We start from the raw sequence: 16435 nt of genomic DNA, 5'->3' as shown, positions 1-16435 counted from the left end.
AGGAACTCGGGGGCGATGCGCGATGCATCGCCCCCGAGGCTTTGCTATTGAAGGACGACGAGGTGCCCTACCGAGCGATCCGCAGCAGCGCGTCCTGGGCGCCCGAGTAGTGCTGGAGCTCAGCGCGCACCGGAGCCAGCACCTCCTGCTCGGCCACCTCGCGCACCGCGGCCCGCAGCGCCTCATGTGCCCGCCGCTGCGCACGTCGTGCTGCGGCCCCGTTGATGGCCCGGCACGTCAACGACAGCAGCAGCCCGGCGAGCACGCCGCCGACCAGGCAGGCGAGCGCCTCCCACGCCGGCTGCACCAGCAGCCACACGACGCCGGCGGCGACCACCACGATGAGCAGCCATTGCAGGATCCGCACGGCCGACCACCATCCGGGACTCCTGTCTCCGCCGAGGTCCGTGCGAGCGACGGCGGCATCCAGCACGTCGGGCAGTTGGTCCTCGGCGCGGCGCACCGCGCCGTCGATCGCTTCGTGCCACTCGTGCGGCAGCCCGGCGGACGCTGCCTGGGAGAACGCGCGCAGCCCGGTGCTGAGTCTGGCCTCGGTGACCTGCGCCCGTCGCGGCAGCGAGGTGCGCAGCGTGACCTCCTCCGCCTCGAGCTCCTTCGGAGCCGCGCCACGCGGAGCGGCCAAACGGAGGCGCCGCAACGGATCCGGCCGAAGCCGGGCGATCCAGTTCACCGCCGGCCATCCGGTGGCGAGCGTGCCACGGTGGCGCACCGTCGCCCCCACGGCGTCGACGACGACCGGCACGCCGGCGGCCGCCTCGAGGTGGTCGAGCAACGGCTCGATGTCAGGCAGGTTCGTCGACCCGCTGCCCAGCTCGCGACGCAGATCCTCGGCGATCACGTCGAGATCGGCCTCCAATCGCGCGACCGAGGCGCGCTTCCCCTCCGCCGACTCGGTCAGGTGGGCGCGAAGCTCCGGCACCCCCTGCCCGGTGACGGCGCTGGTGACGAAAAGCGGCACCCCGTCCAGTCCGTCGGCGGCGAGCAGCCGTCCGATGTCGCCCAGGCACCGCTTCAGGTCGGGCGTGGAAAGCCGGTCGGCCTGGTTGAGCACGATGGTGATCACGTCGCGATACGGCGCCAACGGCGCGAGGTAGCCGCGGTGGATGGCGGCGTCGGCGTACTTCTGCGGGTCGAGCACGAAGACGAACCGATCGACGAGCTTGATCAGCCGGTCGACCTCCTCGCGGTGCGCCTGCTGGGTGGAGTCGTGATCGGGCAGGTCCAGCAGCACCAGGCCGGCCATCTCGGGCACCGGCGGCTCCACCTCGTGGCGACGCGTGATCTGAAGCAGGTCGAGCAACTCGGCGTTGGTGACGGCGAAGCTCGCGGCCAGCGCCACGGACGTGGTGGGACGACGAGCACCCTGCTCGGCGATCCGGCTGCCGGACAGCGCGTTGAACAGCGAGGACTTCCCGGAACCGGTGGCGCCGGCGAGCGCGACCACGGTCTGCTCACCCACCGCCAGCCTGGCGTCGGCATGGCCGAGGATCTCGGCCGCTCGCTGAACGACAGGAACGGAGAGGCGTTCGCCGGCCAGGCCCAACACCTCGCGAAGCGCACCCAAACGGTCGGCGAGGATCGCCATCAGCCCACCTCCGGCCGAGTGAGCTCGTCATAGACGTCGAGCGCCGCGCGGCTGAGCTCGTCGGCCACCTGGGCGAGCGCGTCCGGCGCCGTCGGCTGGGGCGAGATCTCGTTCAGCACGGCCTCGAACCGGGCCAGCTCCACCGCCATCAGTGCCTGCACGCGGTCGTCGAGGTCGGACTTGGCGCGCTCCGCCAGCTTCGCCACCGCGCCGGTGCCGAACACCGCCTCGAGCAACCGCTGGGCGAGCACCGCCGTGCCTCCGGCGATGCCCACCTCGGCACCGGTGAGTCCGCCGGTGGAGGCGAACACCACGATGATCAGCGCCGCGCCGAGCAGATTGGTGCCCAGCGCCAGCAGCCGCGCCTTCAAGCGTTTGCCCGCGCCTTCGTCGTCGACGAGGCGCAGCACGTCCGACTGCCACTGCCGGATCGTCTTGGCGGCATCGGCTCGGAAACTCGGCGACGGCCGGCCCAGCTCGGGCAGGGCGCTGACGATGGCACGCCCCCACGGCGACCGGGACCACTGCCGCACGGCCTCCTCGCAACCCGATTCACCCGCGTCGGCCAGCACGTCGGCGAGCCCGTCGGTGATGGCCACCTGCACGGCCTGCGTCTGGGGTTCGGCGTGGAACCAACGCCCGATCCGGCTGCGGATGGAGCTGAGGGCCTCTTCGACGCCGCGCATCAGATCGCTGGTGCCGACGATGTCCTGCCACCGGGCGAGGATCTCGCCCCGCAGCATGGTGCCGTCGCCGGTCGCCCGCTCCACGGTCTCTGCGGCCTCCAGAAAGGCGCCGGCGGCCTGCTGGCGGAGTTGCTCGACGGCGCTCAGCTGGTCTCGCACGCCCTCGGCCAGGCCGGTGACCCTGCCCTCCAAGGAACGGACCGAGCCGGCGAGGGTCTGCAGGGTGACCGCGCTGCGTCGCTGCTCGGCCTCGCCCAGCGCGATGAGCCAGCTGCGAATGGCCTCGACGTCGCCGCTCTGCAACATGCCGTCGGAGCCCAGCCGTCGCTCCGGCACGGCCCACAGCTGCGCGCCACCCAGGCCCTTCTCCCCCAGCAGCTGCGCCAGATGGGCGGAGATCTCATCCATCGCCCCCAGCGGGCATCGGTTCACGATGATGGCCAGCGAGACCCGGCGCTCGGCCCCCAGCTCCAGGTACTCCCAGGGCACGGCGTCGGCGTAGCGAGCGGCGGAGGTGACGAAGAGCCAGAGGTCGGCGGCCGACAGCAGCTGCCGCGCGAGGGCACGGTTGGCGTCGTCGACCGAGTCGATGTCGGGTGCGTCCAGCAGGGCGAGTCCCGACGGCAGCGCCTCGGACGCGACGATCTGCAGGGCCCGCGAGTCGTGCATGGGCACGTCCGTGCGCACCAGTTCGGGCAGCACGGGACCGGAACGGAACCACTCGGCGTCGTCGGGATGGCACACCAGCACGGGCGACTTCGTGGTGGGCCGCAGTACGCCGGGCCTGGTGACGGGGGCGCGCAGGATCGAGTTCACGAGCGTCGACTTGCCGGCTCCCGTCGATCCTCCGACGACGGCCAGCAAGGGCGCATCGACGCGATCCGCGCGGGGCAGCAGGTAGTCGCGCAGCTGGTGGCCGAGCGCGACGGACTCGTCGCGCAGCGCCTGAGCGTCGGCCAGCGGCAGCGGGAACTGAGCGAGCGGGAGAACCTCGTCGAGCCGGCGCAGCGCCGCGCCGAGCCCGGAACCAGCAGTCATCGGCGTGCCTCTCGACGGTCGGCCTTCTTGGGACGACGCGGGATGATCGGCAGACCCCGGGGATCAGCGATGGCCCGCGTCCGCAGCTCGTCGATCTGGTGCAGCAGCTCGCGCCCGTAGAGATCCCCGGCCGCCGCCACCGTGCCCCGCACCTGGTGGTTTCGCAGGTAGGCCAGCTGCGTGACGCGGCGCATGAGGGTGGCGGTGCGCCACCACATCCGCGGCCCGCGGAAGGCCGCGACGAGCAGCAGCCGCATCCGGGTGAAGGGCTTGGAGAACACCTCGGTGTCGCGCTGGCTGAGCCAGCCGGCGCGATGGTAGTCCTCAAGCCGCACACGGATCAGCTTGGCCTGCTGCGCCACCGAGATGACCAGCGAGATCACCGTGATCAGCACCAGGACGAGCGCCATGATCCAGGGAATCATCAGCGACCCGACATCGCGTGTGCTGGAAGCCCCGTTGAACAGCATGTGACCGGCCACCGACGCCAGGAATCCGGCAAGCGGCGCGACGACGCGCACGATCTTGGAACGCGACGACATCGCCACCGACATGCCGGTGGCGGTGAGCATGGTGAACAGCGGGTGCGCGAAAGAGGTGTAGACGCCGCGCAGCAGCACGATCTCCATCATCGCCTCGACGGGATCCCCCACCTCGATGGTGTGCGTGGAGTACATCCAGACGCGTGCGTAGTAGATGATGTTCTCGACGAAGGCGAAGCCCACGGCCGACAGCCCGGACAACGCGACGATGCTCAGCCTGGAGACCACCTGGGTGCGTACCAGGATCAGCAGCAGGAACAAGATGGTGGCCTTCGCCGCCTCCTCCACGAACGGCGCAGAGAACACCGCGGCGCGTGAACCCATGTCAGAGTTGGCGTCCGTCGTCGACATCATCCGGCCGGCCCAGGTGTTGACGTAGATCGACACCCAGGTGGAGATTGCGGCGCCCCACCCGAAGGTCAGCAGCCAGACCAGCACGTTCTGCCCGCGGAAGCGGTCGAGCCATACGAACAGCAGGGTGTAGGCCAGCGCGGTCCAGGCCGCGAACCAGGCGGCCTTGCGGATGGACTCGTTGGTGAGCCCCATCATCTCCGTGCCGTCCTCGAAGGTCTCGCTGTGCGTCATCATGGCGTACTGGTCCCACAGCCCGACGACGAACAGCGGCACGAGCACCACCGTCAGCCAGAAAAGGGGACTGCGCAGCATCCGCTGCCACCATCGGCGCGACACGCCGGAGGGCAGGCCGGAAAGCCGCCGCTCCCGCTCGAGAATCTGCGTGCTCACCATGATGCGGTCAGCCTACCGCCCGCTCTCCAGCCCACTAGGTTTGTGGCCATGAGGAATTTCTTCGAGTCGATGGAGCCGTGGCGGCAGCCCGAAGGTTCCCTGCATCTGTACGTGCTGCCCGACGACGACGTCCGCGAGCGCCTGGTGTCCGCGCAGGAGGCCCTGACCGGCATCGAACATCTCCCTCTGATGCCGCCGGCCTATCTGCACATGACGGTGCACCGGCTCTCCCAGTTCGACGACCTGCCGCAGGTCGAGTTCTCCCGGTTGGCACAACACCTGACGCCGCTCTTCGACTCCTTCCCTGCATTCACCGTCGACATGGGCGCGCCGGAGCTGCACGAGACCTCCGTCGGCGTCACGGCATCACCCTCCGCCGAATGGGATTCGCTGATCGACGGGGTCCGCCGCACGCTCTCCGAGGCCTTCCCCGGCGACGACCTCCTCTTCCCTCCGCACGCCCCGCATCTCAGCCTGGGATACGCGACCGGACCCGCCTCCGACGACGAGGTCCGGGCGCGCCTGAAGGATCAGCCACCGATCGGCGACGTCCGGATCGGCACGGTCGAACTGGTTTCGGTGACCGTACGCCCCGATCTCGGCATCTTCGACTTCACCGGCCTCGCAGCCTGGCCGCTGCCCTAGGTCTAGGAACCTCTGCGGAACCCGCAAGACCCTGACGGCTAGTTAGGTAATATCTAAATATGAGCGAGATGAAGGATATTCCTAATGCGGTGGCCGTGCTGCTGGACGTCGTCTCCTCCCGCCAAGGCGACCGGGCGCGCCAGCACGCCGATCTGCTGCGAGCCGTCGACGTGGTCAACGCCGCGGTACCGGCGCTCGATCCGCTCCACCCCACCGTCGGCGACGAGCTGCAAGGGGTCTACTCCAGCCTGGGGGACGCGCTGAACGCCGTCTTCCGGCTGCGGCTCCTGGTATCGCCCGGAGTCGATCTGCGGGCCGGCATCGGCGGCGGAGAGGTGCGCGTGATCGACGCGGAGCACCGCATCCAGGACGGTTCGGCATGGTGGCGTGCGCGCGAGGCGATCGACGCGGTGAAGGCCCTGGCCACGGCCACGGGCTACCGATCGGCCCGGGTCGGGATCCAGGACGCCCGCCCCGCGGCGAGCCCCTCGGCCGGCCCGCTGAGCCGGCTGGTCGACAGTTCCCTGCACCGGCTTCGGCCCGGCGTCGCCGCGACGCTGCTAGGCGTGCTCGACGAGGAGGACAACGCGACGATCGCCGAACGTCAGGGCATCAGCCCGTCGGCGAACTCGCAGCGCGTCGGAACCAACGACCTCAGGATCGTGGCCGACGCGATCCGCGCCCTAGGCGAGCTGCCGTAGGGAGGTGCTCAGTCGTCGCTGCCGACGGGCAGGCTGTCCACCGCAGCGGGCGTGCCGGCTGACGCCGCGGTGGCGGCGGCGGATCGGTCGGCCGACTTCTTCTTGCCACCCGGACGGGAGACGAGCAGCGGGTCGATCGGCTTGATCACCGACGGATCCTTGCCGTCGTAGTCGTGCAGGCTGAGGAACAACCGCATGGCGTTGAGCCGGGCGCGCTTCTTGTCGTTGGACTTGATCCGCCACCACGGGGCCATGTCGGTATCGGTGGCCTTCAGCATCGCGTTCTTGGCCGCCGTGTAGTCCTCCCAGCGCCCCAGCGACTCCAGGTCCATGGGCGACAGCTTCCACTGCCGGACCGGGTCGATCTGGCGAATGGCGAAGCGGGTGCGCTGCTCGCGCTGCGTGACGGAGAACCACAGCTTGGTGACCGTCACCCCCGAGTGGATCAGCATCTCCTCGAACTTCGGCGCCTGCTCGATGAAGATCTTGTACTCCTCGTCGGTGCAGAATCCCATCACCCGTTCGACGCCGGCACGGTTGTACCAGGAACGGTCGAACAGCACGATCTCGCCAGCCGTGGGCAGGTGCCGCACATAACGCTGGAAGTACCACTGCCCGCGCTCCCGATCAGAGGGGGCGCTCAGGGCGACGACGCGCGCGGTGCGGGGATTGAGGTGCTCGGTGAAACGCTTGATCGCGCCTCCCTTTCCCGCGGCATCGCGGCCCTCGAAGATGATCACGTGCTTCGCGCCACGGTCCTGCGCGGAGTACTGGAACTTCAGCAGCTCGATCTGGAGCTGACGCTTCTCCGCCTCGTACTCCGAGCGGTCGAGCAACTCCTCGTAGGGGTAGCGATCCCGCCACGTCTCCACAGCGTTGCCCAGCGGGTCGATCAGGTAAGGATCCTCTCCGTGCACATCCGCGACGGTGAACCCCTCTGTTCGCATTTGGTCGATGTACTCGCGCAATGACTGCTTTGCCATGCCCCCATATGTAGCACGGAAAGATGAACAGCGCCCGAACCGACAGTGACGCGTCCAGCGAACGAGCACCCCTGGTAAATCGGGGCCCGATCGGGAAAGATCGAACCCATGAGCAACATCCTCTTCAAAGGCAACCCCGTCCACTCCGTCGGCGAGCTTCCGGCCGTCGGCGAGCAGGCCCCCGACTTCACCGTGACCGGCCTCGACCTCTCCGAGATCAGCAAGTCCGACTTCGCGGGCTCGACGCTCGTGCTCAACATCTTCCCGTCGGTGGACACGGGCGTCTGCGCCATGTCGGTGCGCCGCTTCAACGAGCTGGCCGCGGGCCTCGAGGGCGTCAAGGTGCTGTGCGTCTCCCGCGACCTGCCCTTCGCCCTGAACCGCTTCTGCGGCGCCGAAGGCATCGAGAACGTGACCGTCTCGTCCGACTTCCGCACCAGCTTCGGCGAGGACTACGGCGTCACCTTCGCCGACGGCCCCCTGCGCGGCCTGCTGAGCCGCTCCGTGGTGATCGTCGATGCCGACGGCGTGGTGCGCTACACCCAGCAGGTCGAGGAGACCACCACCGAGCCCGACTACGACGCTGCCCTGGCCGCCCTGGCCTGAGCAACAAAAGATCCCGCAGACCGGAGAAATCGGTCTGCGGGATCTTTTGTCTGTGTTTACCGAAGCACGGGCCGCACGTGCAGCCCCACCTCCGGATCGACGAGCATCTCCTGCGCCGCGGCGACGCCGTCGACGACCAGCTCCGCGTCAAGCGGCACGTTGCGCTTGATCAGGCCCAACGCGATGGGGCCCAGTTCGTGGTGCAAGGCAGAACTGCCGACGAAGCCCACCTGGCGATCGTTCAGCAGCAGGGGCGCGCCCACCGAGGGGAGCGTCGACCGGGATCCGTCCAGATGCAGCTGCACCAATCGGCGCGGCGGACGGCCGAGCGTGTGCACCCGGGCCACCGTCTCCTGCCCCCGATAGCAGCCCTTCTGCAGGTGCGTGCCCAGCAGGCCGATCTCGTTGGGGATGGTCTTGAAGTCGGTATCGACGAAGATCCGCGGGATGCCGGCCGCGATCCGGGCCGCCTCCAGCGCCCAGGTGCCGACCGATGGATCGACGGGCAGTTCCTCGCCGGCGGACACGAACACCTCGACGCCGCCCAGGTCGGAGTCGCGTCGCGCCCAGGTCTCGGGCAGCGTCACGCGATGTCCCGCCCAGGCCAGGCTCAGATCCTCGCGGCGCCGCACCTCGACCCTCATGGTGAAGCGCATCATGTCGAGGAATCGCACCAGGGCCTCGGCCCGTCCGGGCTCGGTCCAGGCGAGGAAACGCTCGCCGTCGTCGACGCCGTGGAGGACGTGCTCGATGTGGCCCGTCGGGGACAGCACCAGCGCCGTCACGGCCACCCCGGGCGCCAGCTGCTCGACGTGCTGGGTGGTGAGGGAGTGCAGGAAGGCCAGGCGATCGACGCCGCTCACCTCGAGTGCCTCACGGTTGGCGAGCGAGCTCACGCCTTCACCCGCGACGATGCGTCGCGCCTCGGCCACGGGGTTGCCGTAGTGCCACGCCAGGCCCGCGTCGATGCCGGACTCCACCAGGACGGGCACGCTAGCTCGCCTTCTCCGGCGTCGAGGCCCCGGCCTCGACGCGCTTCAGCCGAGCCCACATGTGCGGACGCAGCTCGTGGTCGCTGGTGGCGCGGTCGAGCGCGTACATCAGATCGCCCTCCACCTTGCCGTAGAGCCGCTGGCCGGCGGAGTTGGTGACCTCGGCCGTGGAGGTGCGCACCACCGCGTCGGTCAGCAGGTCGATCCGGGTCACCTGGATCTTGCCCACCAGCACCTCGGTCCAGCCGTCGGAATTGGTCAACGTCACCTCCAGACTCGCGTCAGACTTCGGCTTCCAGAACGCCAGCTCGGAGGGCAGGTACTCGCCGCGGTTGCCGTCGGCGTCGGTGAGCCATCCCCACGACGACGAGTACAGGTAGTCGGCGCCCGTGTGCTCGAAGACGATGTGCTGCTCGAAGGTGAACTCCTTGCCCTCGTGGTCGATGCCATGGCCGTCGCCATGCCATTCCCCGACGAGCCATCCCAGCGCGATCAGGTCGTGCGGCAGGCCCTCGGGCACCTCGATATCAAGTTTCACTGGTTTCCTCAGTTCGATAGTGGCGAATCGACGCGATCGCCCGCCAGACGAGCGCGACCAAGGCGGCGACGGAGATCAATCCCGCGGCCGCGATCAGCACCCAGACGACAACCGCAGACATGGTGGCAAGTATAGGAGCCCTCCCCCATCGCGCCTCGAATTGCGCGGGGGGCCGCGGTGGCCTAGACATGGGCCATGCGCGCAGTCATCACCAGGGTCAGCCGGGCGTCGGTCACCGTCGACGACGAGGTGGTCGGAGAGCTGCCCCGGCCCGGGCTTCTGGTGCTCGCGGGCGTCGGGCACGACGACACCCCGGCCGAGGCGGATCGCCTGGCGCGCAAGATCTGGGGACTGCGCATCTTCGACGGCGAACTCTCCGCCAGCGACATCAACGCGCCGATCCTCGTCATCAGCCAATTCACCCTCTTCGCATCGACCCGCAAGGGACGCCGGCCGGGATGGAGCAAGGCCGCGCCCGGCGAGGTGGGCGAACCGCTCGTCGAGGCGCTGTGCGAGAGCTTGGAGCGGGAGGGCGCGGAGGTCTATCGCGGCCGCTTCGGCGCCCATATGAAGGTGGCATCAGTCAACGACGGCCCGGTCACCATCCTCATCGACACCCTGGACTGGGAGTAAGAGGTTCCGCAGCCCCCTCGCGCGCTACTCGTCTGCGGCGTAGAGGAACTCGACCCCCGCCACCGACACGGCGTTGGCGTCCTCCGAGGCCTCACCGGGGCCGGTGGAGTCAAGGATGGTGAGCAGCATGCCGCCCGTCGTGGTGGGCGGGAACCTCACCTCTTGCGGGGCGGGGTCGTTGCCACCCAGCCCCTGCTCGAATCGGCTGCCGTCCCTCGTCATCGTCCATCCCACCGTGAGGATGCGGCGCTCGGCGTTGTAGCTTCCCTCTTCCGAGACGTTCCCATTGATCAGCCGGACGCCCACCACGGGCTGACTGGCGTCGATGGTGAACTGCACGGTCTCGCCGAGCCCATCGCCGGGGCACCGCCAGACGCTCTGGGGATCGTTGTCGATCAGTGCCCGGGGGTTGACGCTGTCCTCGCACAGCGGAATGGCGGAGAGCGCGCGTTTCCCGACCACCTGCCCGGTGTAGGCGACGGTCACGTCGGAGTCGGACTCGGTCACGCTGACCTCGGCGGAACCATTCGCGGTCACCACGGCGGACGGGGCCGCGCTGACGATCGGTGGAACGTCGCCCGCGTTGAACCAGATGGCGTTGCCCAACGCGTAGCCCCCGACCAGAGCCATCATTCCCACCACCACGACGGTGCGCACAGCAAAGCCCTCGGCGCCGCCCGTGAGACGACGGGGGCCGCGCCAGGGGAGGCGCGTCCGCTCCGACGGGTTCCCGGTTGCGTCCCCGTCGATGTCGTCCGATTCACCGAGCGGCTGCCGAAAATAGTCGTCGGGCAGTCGCGAGGCCATTTGCCTATCGTACCCAGCCCCTCCCCGATGACCATGGCCGATCCGTGGATGACGGGCGCTCGCGTCGAGAGGAAGCCGATCGGGGCCCTATGATGTTCACGACCGCCGTTCCGGGAGGAGGAATCAGCGTGAGCCAGCTGCTGTACCTGTCGTCATCCTCGGAACCTCCCGCCGAACTCGCTTTGCTCAGTCACAAGATCACTCGCGCCGAGTCCGCATCCCAGGCCTTGGCGGAGCATCCCGGCGTCGACATCATCGTCATCGACGCCCGATCCGACCTGAGCGGCGCCCATCGCGCGTGCCAGCTGCTGCACAACTCGGGAACGGGCATCCCGCGCCTGCTGCTGGTGGAGGTGAACGCGTTGGCGGTGATCTCCCGCGATTGGGGCTTCACCGACTTCATCGTCGCCGGGGCGCAGCCCTCGGAGTTCGATGCGCGCCTGAAGATGATGCTGGCCACCGAGGAGGACTCCGAGCAGCTCGTCGCCGGCCCGATCCGTGTCGACGGGGCCGCCTACAGCGCCACGCTGGACGGCACTCCGCTCGATCTCACCTACACCGAGTTCGAACTGCTGCGTTATCTGATGCAGCACCCCGGTCGGGTGCTCAGCCGCGAGACGCTGGTCTCGCAGGTCTGGGGCTACGACTATTACGGTGGTACTCGAACCGTCGACGTGCACGTGCGTCGACTGCGGGCCAAGCTCGGCCAGTACGACCACTACATCGGGACGGTTCGCAACGTCGGATACCGGTTCGCGAGTTCTCGGGAGGTGCACCTTGGAGGCGATGGTTAGGCTGACGGTGCTCGACGACGCGCAGCGCGAGCGCCTGGGGCGGCTGCTGGCCGATATCGAGACGGCCGACGGCATCTCCCCTCTCAATGAGTCCGGGCAGCTGATCGTCGACGGCAAACGGCAGGGCGTGGTGCTCCTGGCCGATCACGGCTTCGCGTTGCTGGACCGCCGCGAGGGCACTGCGATGCTGGGCGTGCACCCCGACCATCGCCGGAAGGGTATCGGCACCGAGTTGCTCCGCGAGGCCCTCCGCCTCGAACCCGCCTCCCACGTCTGGGCCTTCGGCACCCGTCCTGGCGCCGCCCAGCTCTGCGCCGCACAGGGACTCGCCCCGCAGCGTGAGCTGCTCAAGATGGCTCGCGCCCTCGATCCCACGCTCTCCCCCGTCCCAGCAGCGACCGGCTACCAGATCGGCGGCTACCGCGAGGAGGACGCCGAGGCCGTGGTCGAGATCAACCGCATCGCGTTCGCCCACCATCCCGAACAAGGGCTGCTCACCGTCGACGAGTTCCGCCAGCTCACCGAGCAGCCGTGGTTCAGCGCGCCCGGCCTGCTCATCGCCCGCCGCGACGGCGAAGCCGCCGGCTTCCACTGGACCAAGCACCACGGCGAGGGCGTCGGCGAGGTCTATGTGCTGGCCGTGCATCCCGATCATGGCGGCTCCGGCCTGGGCCGGGCGCTCCTGGAAGCGGGCCTGGCGCACCTGGCGCGCGAGGGCGACCACACCGTCGAGCTCTACGTCGAAGCCGATCAGCCGCGAGTCGTCGAGATCTATCGCAAAGCCGGCTTCGATATCGCTAGGGTCGATACCAGTTTCGCGCAACCTCTGAAGGAAGCACCGTGACCGAGTCCGACCTCCCCCCCTTGCCGGGGCATCGCTACCTCGACCGCGAGTTGTCCTGGCTCGACTTCAACAACCGCGTGCTGGACCTGGCCAAGGACTCCGCCCGCATCCCGCTGGTCGAGCGCGCCAAGTTCATCGCCATCTTCTTCAGCAACCTCGACGAGTTCTTCATGGTGCGCGTGGCGGGCCTGCGGCGCCGGATCAAGGCCGCCGTCGCCGCCCCCAGCGCCACCGGCATGCTGCCCGGCGAGCTCTACACGACGGTGCTCGCCCGTGCCCGCGAGATGGTCACCGAGGCCTCCACCGTCTTCCAGGAGCAGATCCGTCCCGAACTCACGGCGAAGCGCATCGAGGTGCTCACCTGGGAGGAGCTGAGCCCGGAGGAGCAGCAGAAGATGCAGACGCTCTTCGACGAGCGCATCTTCCCGGTGCTCACCCCGCTCGCCGTCGACCCGTCGCATCCGTTCCCCTACATCTCCGGGTTGTCGATCAACCTCGCCGTGCTGCTGAAGAATCCCGCCACCGGCGCCCGCCAGTTCGCGCGCGTGAAAGTGCCGACGGTGCTCGAGCGGTTCATCCGGCTGAGCGAGGGGCGCTACCTGCCGCTCGAAGAGGTGATCTCGCGGCATCTCGGCCACCTGTTCACCGGCATGCAGATCCTGGAGCAGGCCACCTTCCGGATCACCCGCAACGAGGACATCGAGGTGGAGGAGGACGACGCCGAGAACCTGCTCGACGCGCTCGAGAAGGAGCTGCTGCGCAGCCGCGTCGGCCGCTCCCCCGTCCGGCTGGAGGTCGAGGAGGAGATCCACGACCACCTCCTGGAGATGCTGCAGCGCGAGCTCGGCGTCAGCGACGACGAGGTCTTCCGGATGCCCCATCCGCTGGACCTGTCGGGGCTGTTCGCGCTCGGCGCCACCCCGCGCGAGGATCTGAAGTACCCCAACTTCCTTCCGATCACCCACCCCGACCTGGCCCGCGTCGAGTCGGCCAGTCCCGCGGACATGTTCAAGGCGCTCAAGCACCGCGACGTGCTGCTGCAGCACCCCTACGACTCGTTCGCCACGTCGGTGCAGCGCTTCATCGAGCAGGCCGCCGCCGACCCGAAGGTGCTGGCGATCAAGCAGACGCTCTACCGCACGTCGGGCGACTCCCCCATCGTCGACGCCCTGATCGAGGCCGCCCAGGCCGGCAAGCAGGTGCTGGCCATCGTCGAGATCAAGGCCCGCTTCGACGAACAGAACAACATCGGCTGGGCGCGCAAGCTGGAGCGCGCCGGGGTGCACGTCGTCTACGGCATGGTGGGCCTGAAGACGCACTGCAAGCTGGCGCTGGTGGTGCGCGACGAGCCCGACGGCATCCGTCGCTACGCCCACGTGGGCACCGGCAACTACAACCCCAAGACGGCGCGCAGCTACGAGGACATGGGGCTGCTGACGGCCAACCCCATGATCACCGACGACATCGCCCGGCTGTTCAACCACCTCTCGGGCATCGCCCTCGAGCGCTCCTACCGTCGACTCATCGTCGCCCCTCACGGCGTCCGACAGGGTCTGCTGGAACGCATCGAGAACGAGATCGCCAACCACAAGGCCGGCCTCGAGTCGGGGATCAAGATCAAGATCAACTCGATCGTCGACGAGGCCCTCATCGACGCCCTCTACCGAGCATCCCAGGCCGGCGTCCGCGTCGACATCTGGGTGCGCGGCATCTGCACCCTGCGGCCCGGCGTTCCCGGGCTCAGCGAGAACATCCGGGTGCGCTCCATCCTCGGTCGCTTCCTCGAGCACTCGCGGGCCTACTGGTTCGCCAACGCCGGCTCCCCCAGCGTCGGCATCGGCTCGGCCGACCTCATGCACCGCAACCTCGACCGGCGCGTCGAGACCATCGTCAGCCTGGGCAACCCCGGGCACATCACGCAGGTCGATGAGCTCTTCGCTCTGGCCTTCGACGAGAAGACGGTGCACTGGCGGTTGACCGACGACACCTGGCATGGACACACCACCGACGATGAGGGCAATCCATTGAACGACCTACAGGAAATGCTGATCCAGACGACGAAGTCGCGCCGCACCCGATGAGCAAGAAGATCGCGGTCCGAGGCGCCGGCGCGGTGGTGCTGCGCGAGGTGCAGGGCGAGACCCAGGCACTGGTGGTCTATCGCAAGCGCTACAACGATTGGAGCCTGCCCAAGGGCAAGGGCATCGTCGACGAGCAGCGCCCGATCACCGCGGTGCGGGAGGTGCGCGAGGAGACCGGTGTGATCGCCCGCCTCGATCTGAGGCTGCCGTCGGCCACCTACCAGGTCGCGAAGGGCTTGAAGCGGGTGGACTATTGGCGGGCCACGCCGGCCGCGGCGCATCTGCGTCCGCCGGACCGGGAGGTCACCAAGGTGCGGTGGCTCCCCGTCGAGGAGGCCATCGCACAGATGACCTATCAGCACGACATCGACGTGCTCACCTCGGCTCTCACCGCCCCCGCCACGACGCCGCTGCTGCTGGTGCGCCACGCCAAGGCGATGCTGCGGAAGAACTGGTCGGGCTCCGACCAGACCCGTCGGCTCGCCAGTCGGGGCCGTCGCCAGGCGGCGGACTTGATCGGCCTGCTGGAGGCCTTCGGGGTGTCTCGCGTGGTGTCGTCGCCTGCCACCCGGTGCTACGAGACCATGCGCCCGTTCGCCAAGCACACCGGACTGGAGATCGAGACCGCCCCCATCCTCACCGAGGAGGAGGGCGCCAACAATCACCCCGCGGTGCGCAAATATGTGAACAAGCTGGCTCACAGCATCACCGAGCCCACCGCGCTGTGCGGGCACCGCCCCGTACTGCCCGCCATGTTCAAGGGTCTCGACCTGGATCCCCGCCCCATGGTGGTGGCCGAGGTGATCGTGCTGCACCGCGACGCCGACGGCAACAACGTGCGCGTCGAGATCCACAAACCCACAGCCTAAGAGATCCCCCCGACGAGGCGCACCGCCTCCCATCCCTGGCCTGGGTGTCTGCTTCTGATGCCCTCCCCGGAGAGGTAGGGTTGCGAGGTGCGAATCGCTCGTTGGCCCCTACTTTTCGGCGCCGGAGCGCTGGCCCTCGCGGCATGCGCCCCTGCACCCGTCCTGCCACCACACCTCGTGCCCACCGCCGAGACCGACGGCGCCACCGCGTCCCCTCAAGCATCCGAGGCCACGTCGACGCAGGCTCTCGATACGCCGACGCCGCAGCCCACCGTCGTCGAACCACGACAGTGCTCCCTCACCGACACGTTGACGCCGGAGCAGCAGGTGGGTCAGCTGTTCATGCTGGGCGTCGACACCTCCGGCCTCAGCGACGCGGCCAAACAGGCCGTCCTCGACGGCCAGATCGGCTCGGTGGTGCTGCTGAGCAACAGCACCGCGGGCAGCGTCGCCATCTCGTCGCTCACCTCGCAGGTCGCGCTGCTCGGCGACGATGCCGCCGCGCCGATCCTGGTGGCCGTCGATCAGGAGGGCGGGCAGGTGCAGCGCCTCAAGGGCCAGGGGTTCTCGACGATCCCCAACGCCCAGGAGCAGGGCAAGATGTCCGCCGATGAGCTGCGCGCCGCCGCGACCGGCTGGGGTCTCGAGCTGGCCGATGCGGGAGTGCACTACAACCTCGCCCCCGTCGCCGACGTGGTGCCCGCCGACAAGCTCTCGAGCAACGCCCCGATCGGCGCGTTGCGGCGCAACTTCGGCACCGATGCGCACAGCGTCGGCAGCTCCGTCGCCGCCTTCGTCGAGGGCATGACCGACGCCGGCATCGCCACCTCCCTGAAGCACTTCCCGGGGCTGGGCGAGGTGACCGCCAACACCGACTTCGACGTGGCCATCGACGACGAGACCACGGCCCATCCGGACGATCTGGCGTCCTTCGTCGCAGGCCTCGACGCCGGTGCCTCGAGCGTGATGATCTCGTCGGCGATCTACGAGCAGATCGACCCCGACGTGCAGGGCGTGTTCAGCAGCACCATCATCACCGACATCCTGCGCGGCGATCTGGGCTTCGAAGGCGTGGTGATCTCCGACGATCTCGGCGCGGCCAGGTCGGTGGCCGACATCTCCGCCGGCGACCGCGCCACCCGCTTCATCGAGGCCGGCGGCGACCTGCTGATCAACGCCGACCCCTCGCACATGGCGGAGATGACCGACGCGGTGGTGGAAAAGGCTCAGGCCGACGCCCCCTTCGCCGAGCAGATTCGCGACGCGGCCAATCGCGTGCTGCTGCTGAAGGAAGACGTCGGCCTGGTCGACTGCGGGTAACCC

General features: G+C 68.8%; 17 protein-coding genes. 9 read left to right on the top strand and 8 right to left on the bottom strand.

Annotated elements, in window-relative coordinates; all coding sequences use genetic code 11:
* Window positions 1-67: 67 nt before the first annotated feature.
* Genes P0D62_RS05385 through P0D62_RS05375 form a run of 3 tightly spaced genes read right to left on the bottom strand, consistent with a single transcriptional unit; the run spans window position 68 to window position 4619 of the window.
* Window positions 68-1606, bottom strand: a complete 1539-nt coding sequence (locus P0D62_RS05385) for a GTPase (RefSeq protein WP_275701603.1) — start codon at window positions 1604-1606, stop codon at window positions 68-70.
* Complete coding sequence (locus P0D62_RS05380; protein ID WP_275701602.1) at window positions 1606-3330, bottom strand: P-loop NTPase family protein; 1725 nt, start codon at window positions 3328-3330, stop codon at window positions 1606-1608. The genes P0D62_RS05385 and P0D62_RS05380 overlap by 1 nt, the downstream gene beginning before the upstream one ends.
* Complete coding sequence (locus P0D62_RS05375; RefSeq protein WP_275701601.1) at window positions 3327-4619, bottom strand: PrsW family intramembrane metalloprotease; 1293 nt, start codon at window positions 4617-4619, stop codon at window positions 3327-3329. The genes P0D62_RS05380 and P0D62_RS05375 overlap by 4 nt, the downstream gene beginning before the upstream one ends.
* Window positions 4620-4667: 48 nt before the next feature.
* On the opposite strand from P0D62_RS05375, the gene P0D62_RS05370 reads away from it, so the two are divergent.
* Both P0D62_RS05370 and P0D62_RS05365 read left to right on the top strand, forming a co-directional pair.
* Complete coding sequence (locus P0D62_RS05370; RefSeq protein ID WP_275701600.1) at window positions 4668-5264, top strand: 2'-5' RNA ligase family protein; 597 nt, start codon at window positions 4668-4670, stop codon at window positions 5262-5264.
* 59 nt (window positions 5265-5323) lie between these two features.
* A complete protein-coding gene (locus P0D62_RS05365) occupies window positions 5324-5965 on the top strand; it encodes a SatD family protein (RefSeq protein ID WP_275701599.1) in 642 nt (213 codons plus the stop codon).
* Between the two features lie 8 nt (window positions 5966-5973).
* On the opposite strand, the gene ppk2 is transcribed toward P0D62_RS05365, so the two are convergent.
* The gene (gene ppk2 / locus P0D62_RS05360) at window positions 5974-6948 is read right to left on the bottom strand and encodes a polyphosphate kinase 2 (protein WP_275701598.1); all 975 of its coding nucleotides are present in this window, start codon (window positions 6946-6948) and stop codon (window positions 5974-5976) included.
* Window positions 6949-7056: 108 nt separating this feature from the next.
* Between ppk2 and tpx the strand changes: the two genes are divergently transcribed.
* A complete protein-coding gene (tpx, locus tag P0D62_RS05355; protein WP_275701597.1) occupies window positions 7057-7554 on the top strand; it encodes a thiol peroxidase in 498 nt (165 codons plus the stop codon).
* A 56-nt stretch (window positions 7555-7610) separates the two neighbouring features.
* On the opposite strand, the gene ygfZ is transcribed toward tpx, so the two are convergent.
* The 3 genes from ygfZ to P0D62_RS05340 are packed head-to-tail and all read right to left on the bottom strand — an operon-like array spanning window position 7611 to window position 9205.
* Window positions 7611-8546 carry a CAF17-like 4Fe-4S cluster assembly/insertion protein YgfZ gene (gene ygfZ / locus P0D62_RS05350; protein WP_275701596.1) on the bottom strand — a complete coding sequence of 312 codons (936 nt, stop codon included), beginning with the start codon at window positions 8544-8546 and terminating at the stop codon, window positions 7611-7613.
* Between the two features lies 1 nt (window position 8547).
* On the bottom strand, window positions 8548-9084 hold the full coding sequence (locus P0D62_RS05345) for an FABP family protein (RefSeq protein WP_275701595.1): 537 nt from the start codon (window positions 9082-9084) through the stop codon (window positions 8548-8550).
* Window positions 9074-9205 carry a hypothetical protein gene (locus P0D62_RS05340; RefSeq protein ID WP_275701594.1) on the bottom strand — a complete coding sequence of 44 codons (132 nt, stop codon included), beginning with the start codon at window positions 9203-9205 and terminating at the stop codon, window positions 9074-9076. The genes P0D62_RS05345 and P0D62_RS05340 overlap by 11 nt, the downstream gene beginning before the upstream one ends.
* A 74-nt stretch (window positions 9206-9279) precedes the next feature.
* Between P0D62_RS05340 and dtd the strand changes: the two genes are divergently transcribed.
* On the top strand, window positions 9280-9717 hold the full coding sequence (dtd, locus tag P0D62_RS05335) for a D-aminoacyl-tRNA deacylase (RefSeq protein WP_275701593.1): 438 nt from the start codon (window positions 9280-9282) through the stop codon (window positions 9715-9717).
* A gap of 24 nt (window positions 9718-9741) precedes the next feature.
* On the opposite strand, the gene P0D62_RS05330 is transcribed toward dtd, so the two are convergent.
* Window positions 9742-10524, bottom strand: coding sequence for an NADase-type glycan-binding domain-containing protein (locus P0D62_RS05330; RefSeq protein WP_275701592.1), 783 nt, complete (start codon window positions 10522-10524; stop codon window positions 9742-9744).
* 89 nt (window positions 10525-10613) lie between these two features.
* Here P0D62_RS05330 and P0D62_RS05325 point away from each other — a divergent pair, with 89 nt between their 5' ends.
* The 5 genes from P0D62_RS05325 (at window position 10614) to P0D62_RS05305 (ending at window position 16432) form a co-directional block, all read left to right on the top strand.
* Window positions 10614-11318 (top strand): response regulator transcription factor, encoded by a 705-nt coding sequence (locus P0D62_RS05325; RefSeq protein WP_406708223.1) that lies wholly within the window; start codon window positions 10614-10616, stop codon window positions 11316-11318.
* Window positions 11311-12162, top strand: a complete 852-nt coding sequence (gene mshD / locus P0D62_RS05320) for a mycothiol synthase (RefSeq protein ID WP_275701590.1) — start codon at window positions 11311-11313, stop codon at window positions 12160-12162. Before P0D62_RS05325 ends, mshD begins: the two co-directional genes overlap by 8 nt.
* Entirely contained in the window at window positions 12159-14243 is a 2085-nt protein-coding gene (locus P0D62_RS05315) for an RNA degradosome polyphosphate kinase (protein ID WP_275701589.1), read from the top strand. The genes mshD and P0D62_RS05315 overlap by 4 nt, the downstream gene beginning before the upstream one ends.
* Window positions 14240-15112, top strand: coding sequence for an NUDIX hydrolase (locus P0D62_RS05310; protein ID WP_275701588.1), 873 nt, complete (start codon window positions 14240-14242; stop codon window positions 15110-15112). The genes P0D62_RS05315 and P0D62_RS05310 overlap by 4 nt, the downstream gene beginning before the upstream one ends.
* Window positions 15113-15199: 87 nt before the next feature.
* A complete protein-coding gene (locus tag P0D62_RS05305; protein ID WP_275701587.1) occupies window positions 15200-16432 on the top strand; it encodes a glycoside hydrolase family 3 N-terminal domain-containing protein in 1233 nt (410 codons plus the stop codon).
* The last annotated feature ends 3 nt before the right edge of the window (window positions 16433-16435 follow it).

Source organism: Tessaracoccus caeni (assembly GCF_029211185.1).
Classification (GTDB): domain Bacteria; phylum Actinomycetota; class Actinomycetes; order Propionibacteriales; family Propionibacteriaceae; genus Arachnia; species Arachnia caeni.
The sequence above is the reverse complement of the archived record's forward strand: the minus strand, read 5'-3'. Positions and strand labels throughout refer to the sequence as shown.

Coding starts and splice junctions, on each gene's coding strand:
- P0D62_RS05385 (WP_275701603.1), bottom strand. CDS start 1,606: ATGGCGATCCTCGCCGACCGTTTGGGTGCGCTTCGCGAGGTGTTGGGC.
- P0D62_RS05380 (WP_275701602.1), bottom strand. CDS start 3,330: ATGACTGCTGGTTCCGGGCTCGGCGCGGCGCTGCGCCGGCTCGACGAG.
- P0D62_RS05375 (WP_275701601.1), bottom strand. CDS start 4,619: ATGGTGAGCACGCAGATTCTCGAGCGGGAGCGGCGGCTTTCCGGCCTG.
- P0D62_RS05370 (WP_275701600.1), top strand. CDS start 4,668: ATGAGGAATTTCTTCGAGTCGATGGAGCCGTGGCGGCAGCCCGAAGGT.
- P0D62_RS05365 (WP_275701599.1), top strand. CDS start 5,324: ATGAGCGAGATGAAGGATATTCCTAATGCGGTGGCCGTGCTGCTGGAC.
- ppk2 (WP_275701598.1), bottom strand. CDS start 6,948: ATGGCAAAGCAGTCATTGCGCGAGTACATCGACCAAATGCGAACAGAG.
- tpx (WP_275701597.1), top strand. CDS start 7,057: ATGAGCAACATCCTCTTCAAAGGCAACCCCGTCCACTCCGTCGGCGAG.
- P0D62_RS05340 (WP_275701594.1), bottom strand. CDS start 9,205: ATGTCTGCGGTTGTCGTCTGGGTGCTGATCGCGGCCGCGGGATTGATC.
- dtd (WP_275701593.1), top strand. CDS start 9,280: ATGCGCGCAGTCATCACCAGGGTCAGCCGGGCGTCGGTCACCGTCGAC.
- P0D62_RS05330 (WP_275701592.1), bottom strand. CDS start 10,524: ATGGCCTCGCGACTGCCCGACGACTATTTTCGGCAGCCGCTCGGTGAA.
- P0D62_RS05325 (WP_406708223.1), top strand. CDS start 10,614: ATGATGTTCACGACCGCCGTTCCGGGAGGAGGAATCAGCGTGAGCCAG.
- mshD (WP_275701590.1), top strand. CDS start 11,311: ATGGTTAGGCTGACGGTGCTCGACGACGCGCAGCGCGAGCGCCTGGGG.
- P0D62_RS05310 (WP_275701588.1), top strand. CDS start 14,240: ATGAGCAAGAAGATCGCGGTCCGAGGCGCCGGCGCGGTGGTGCTGCGC.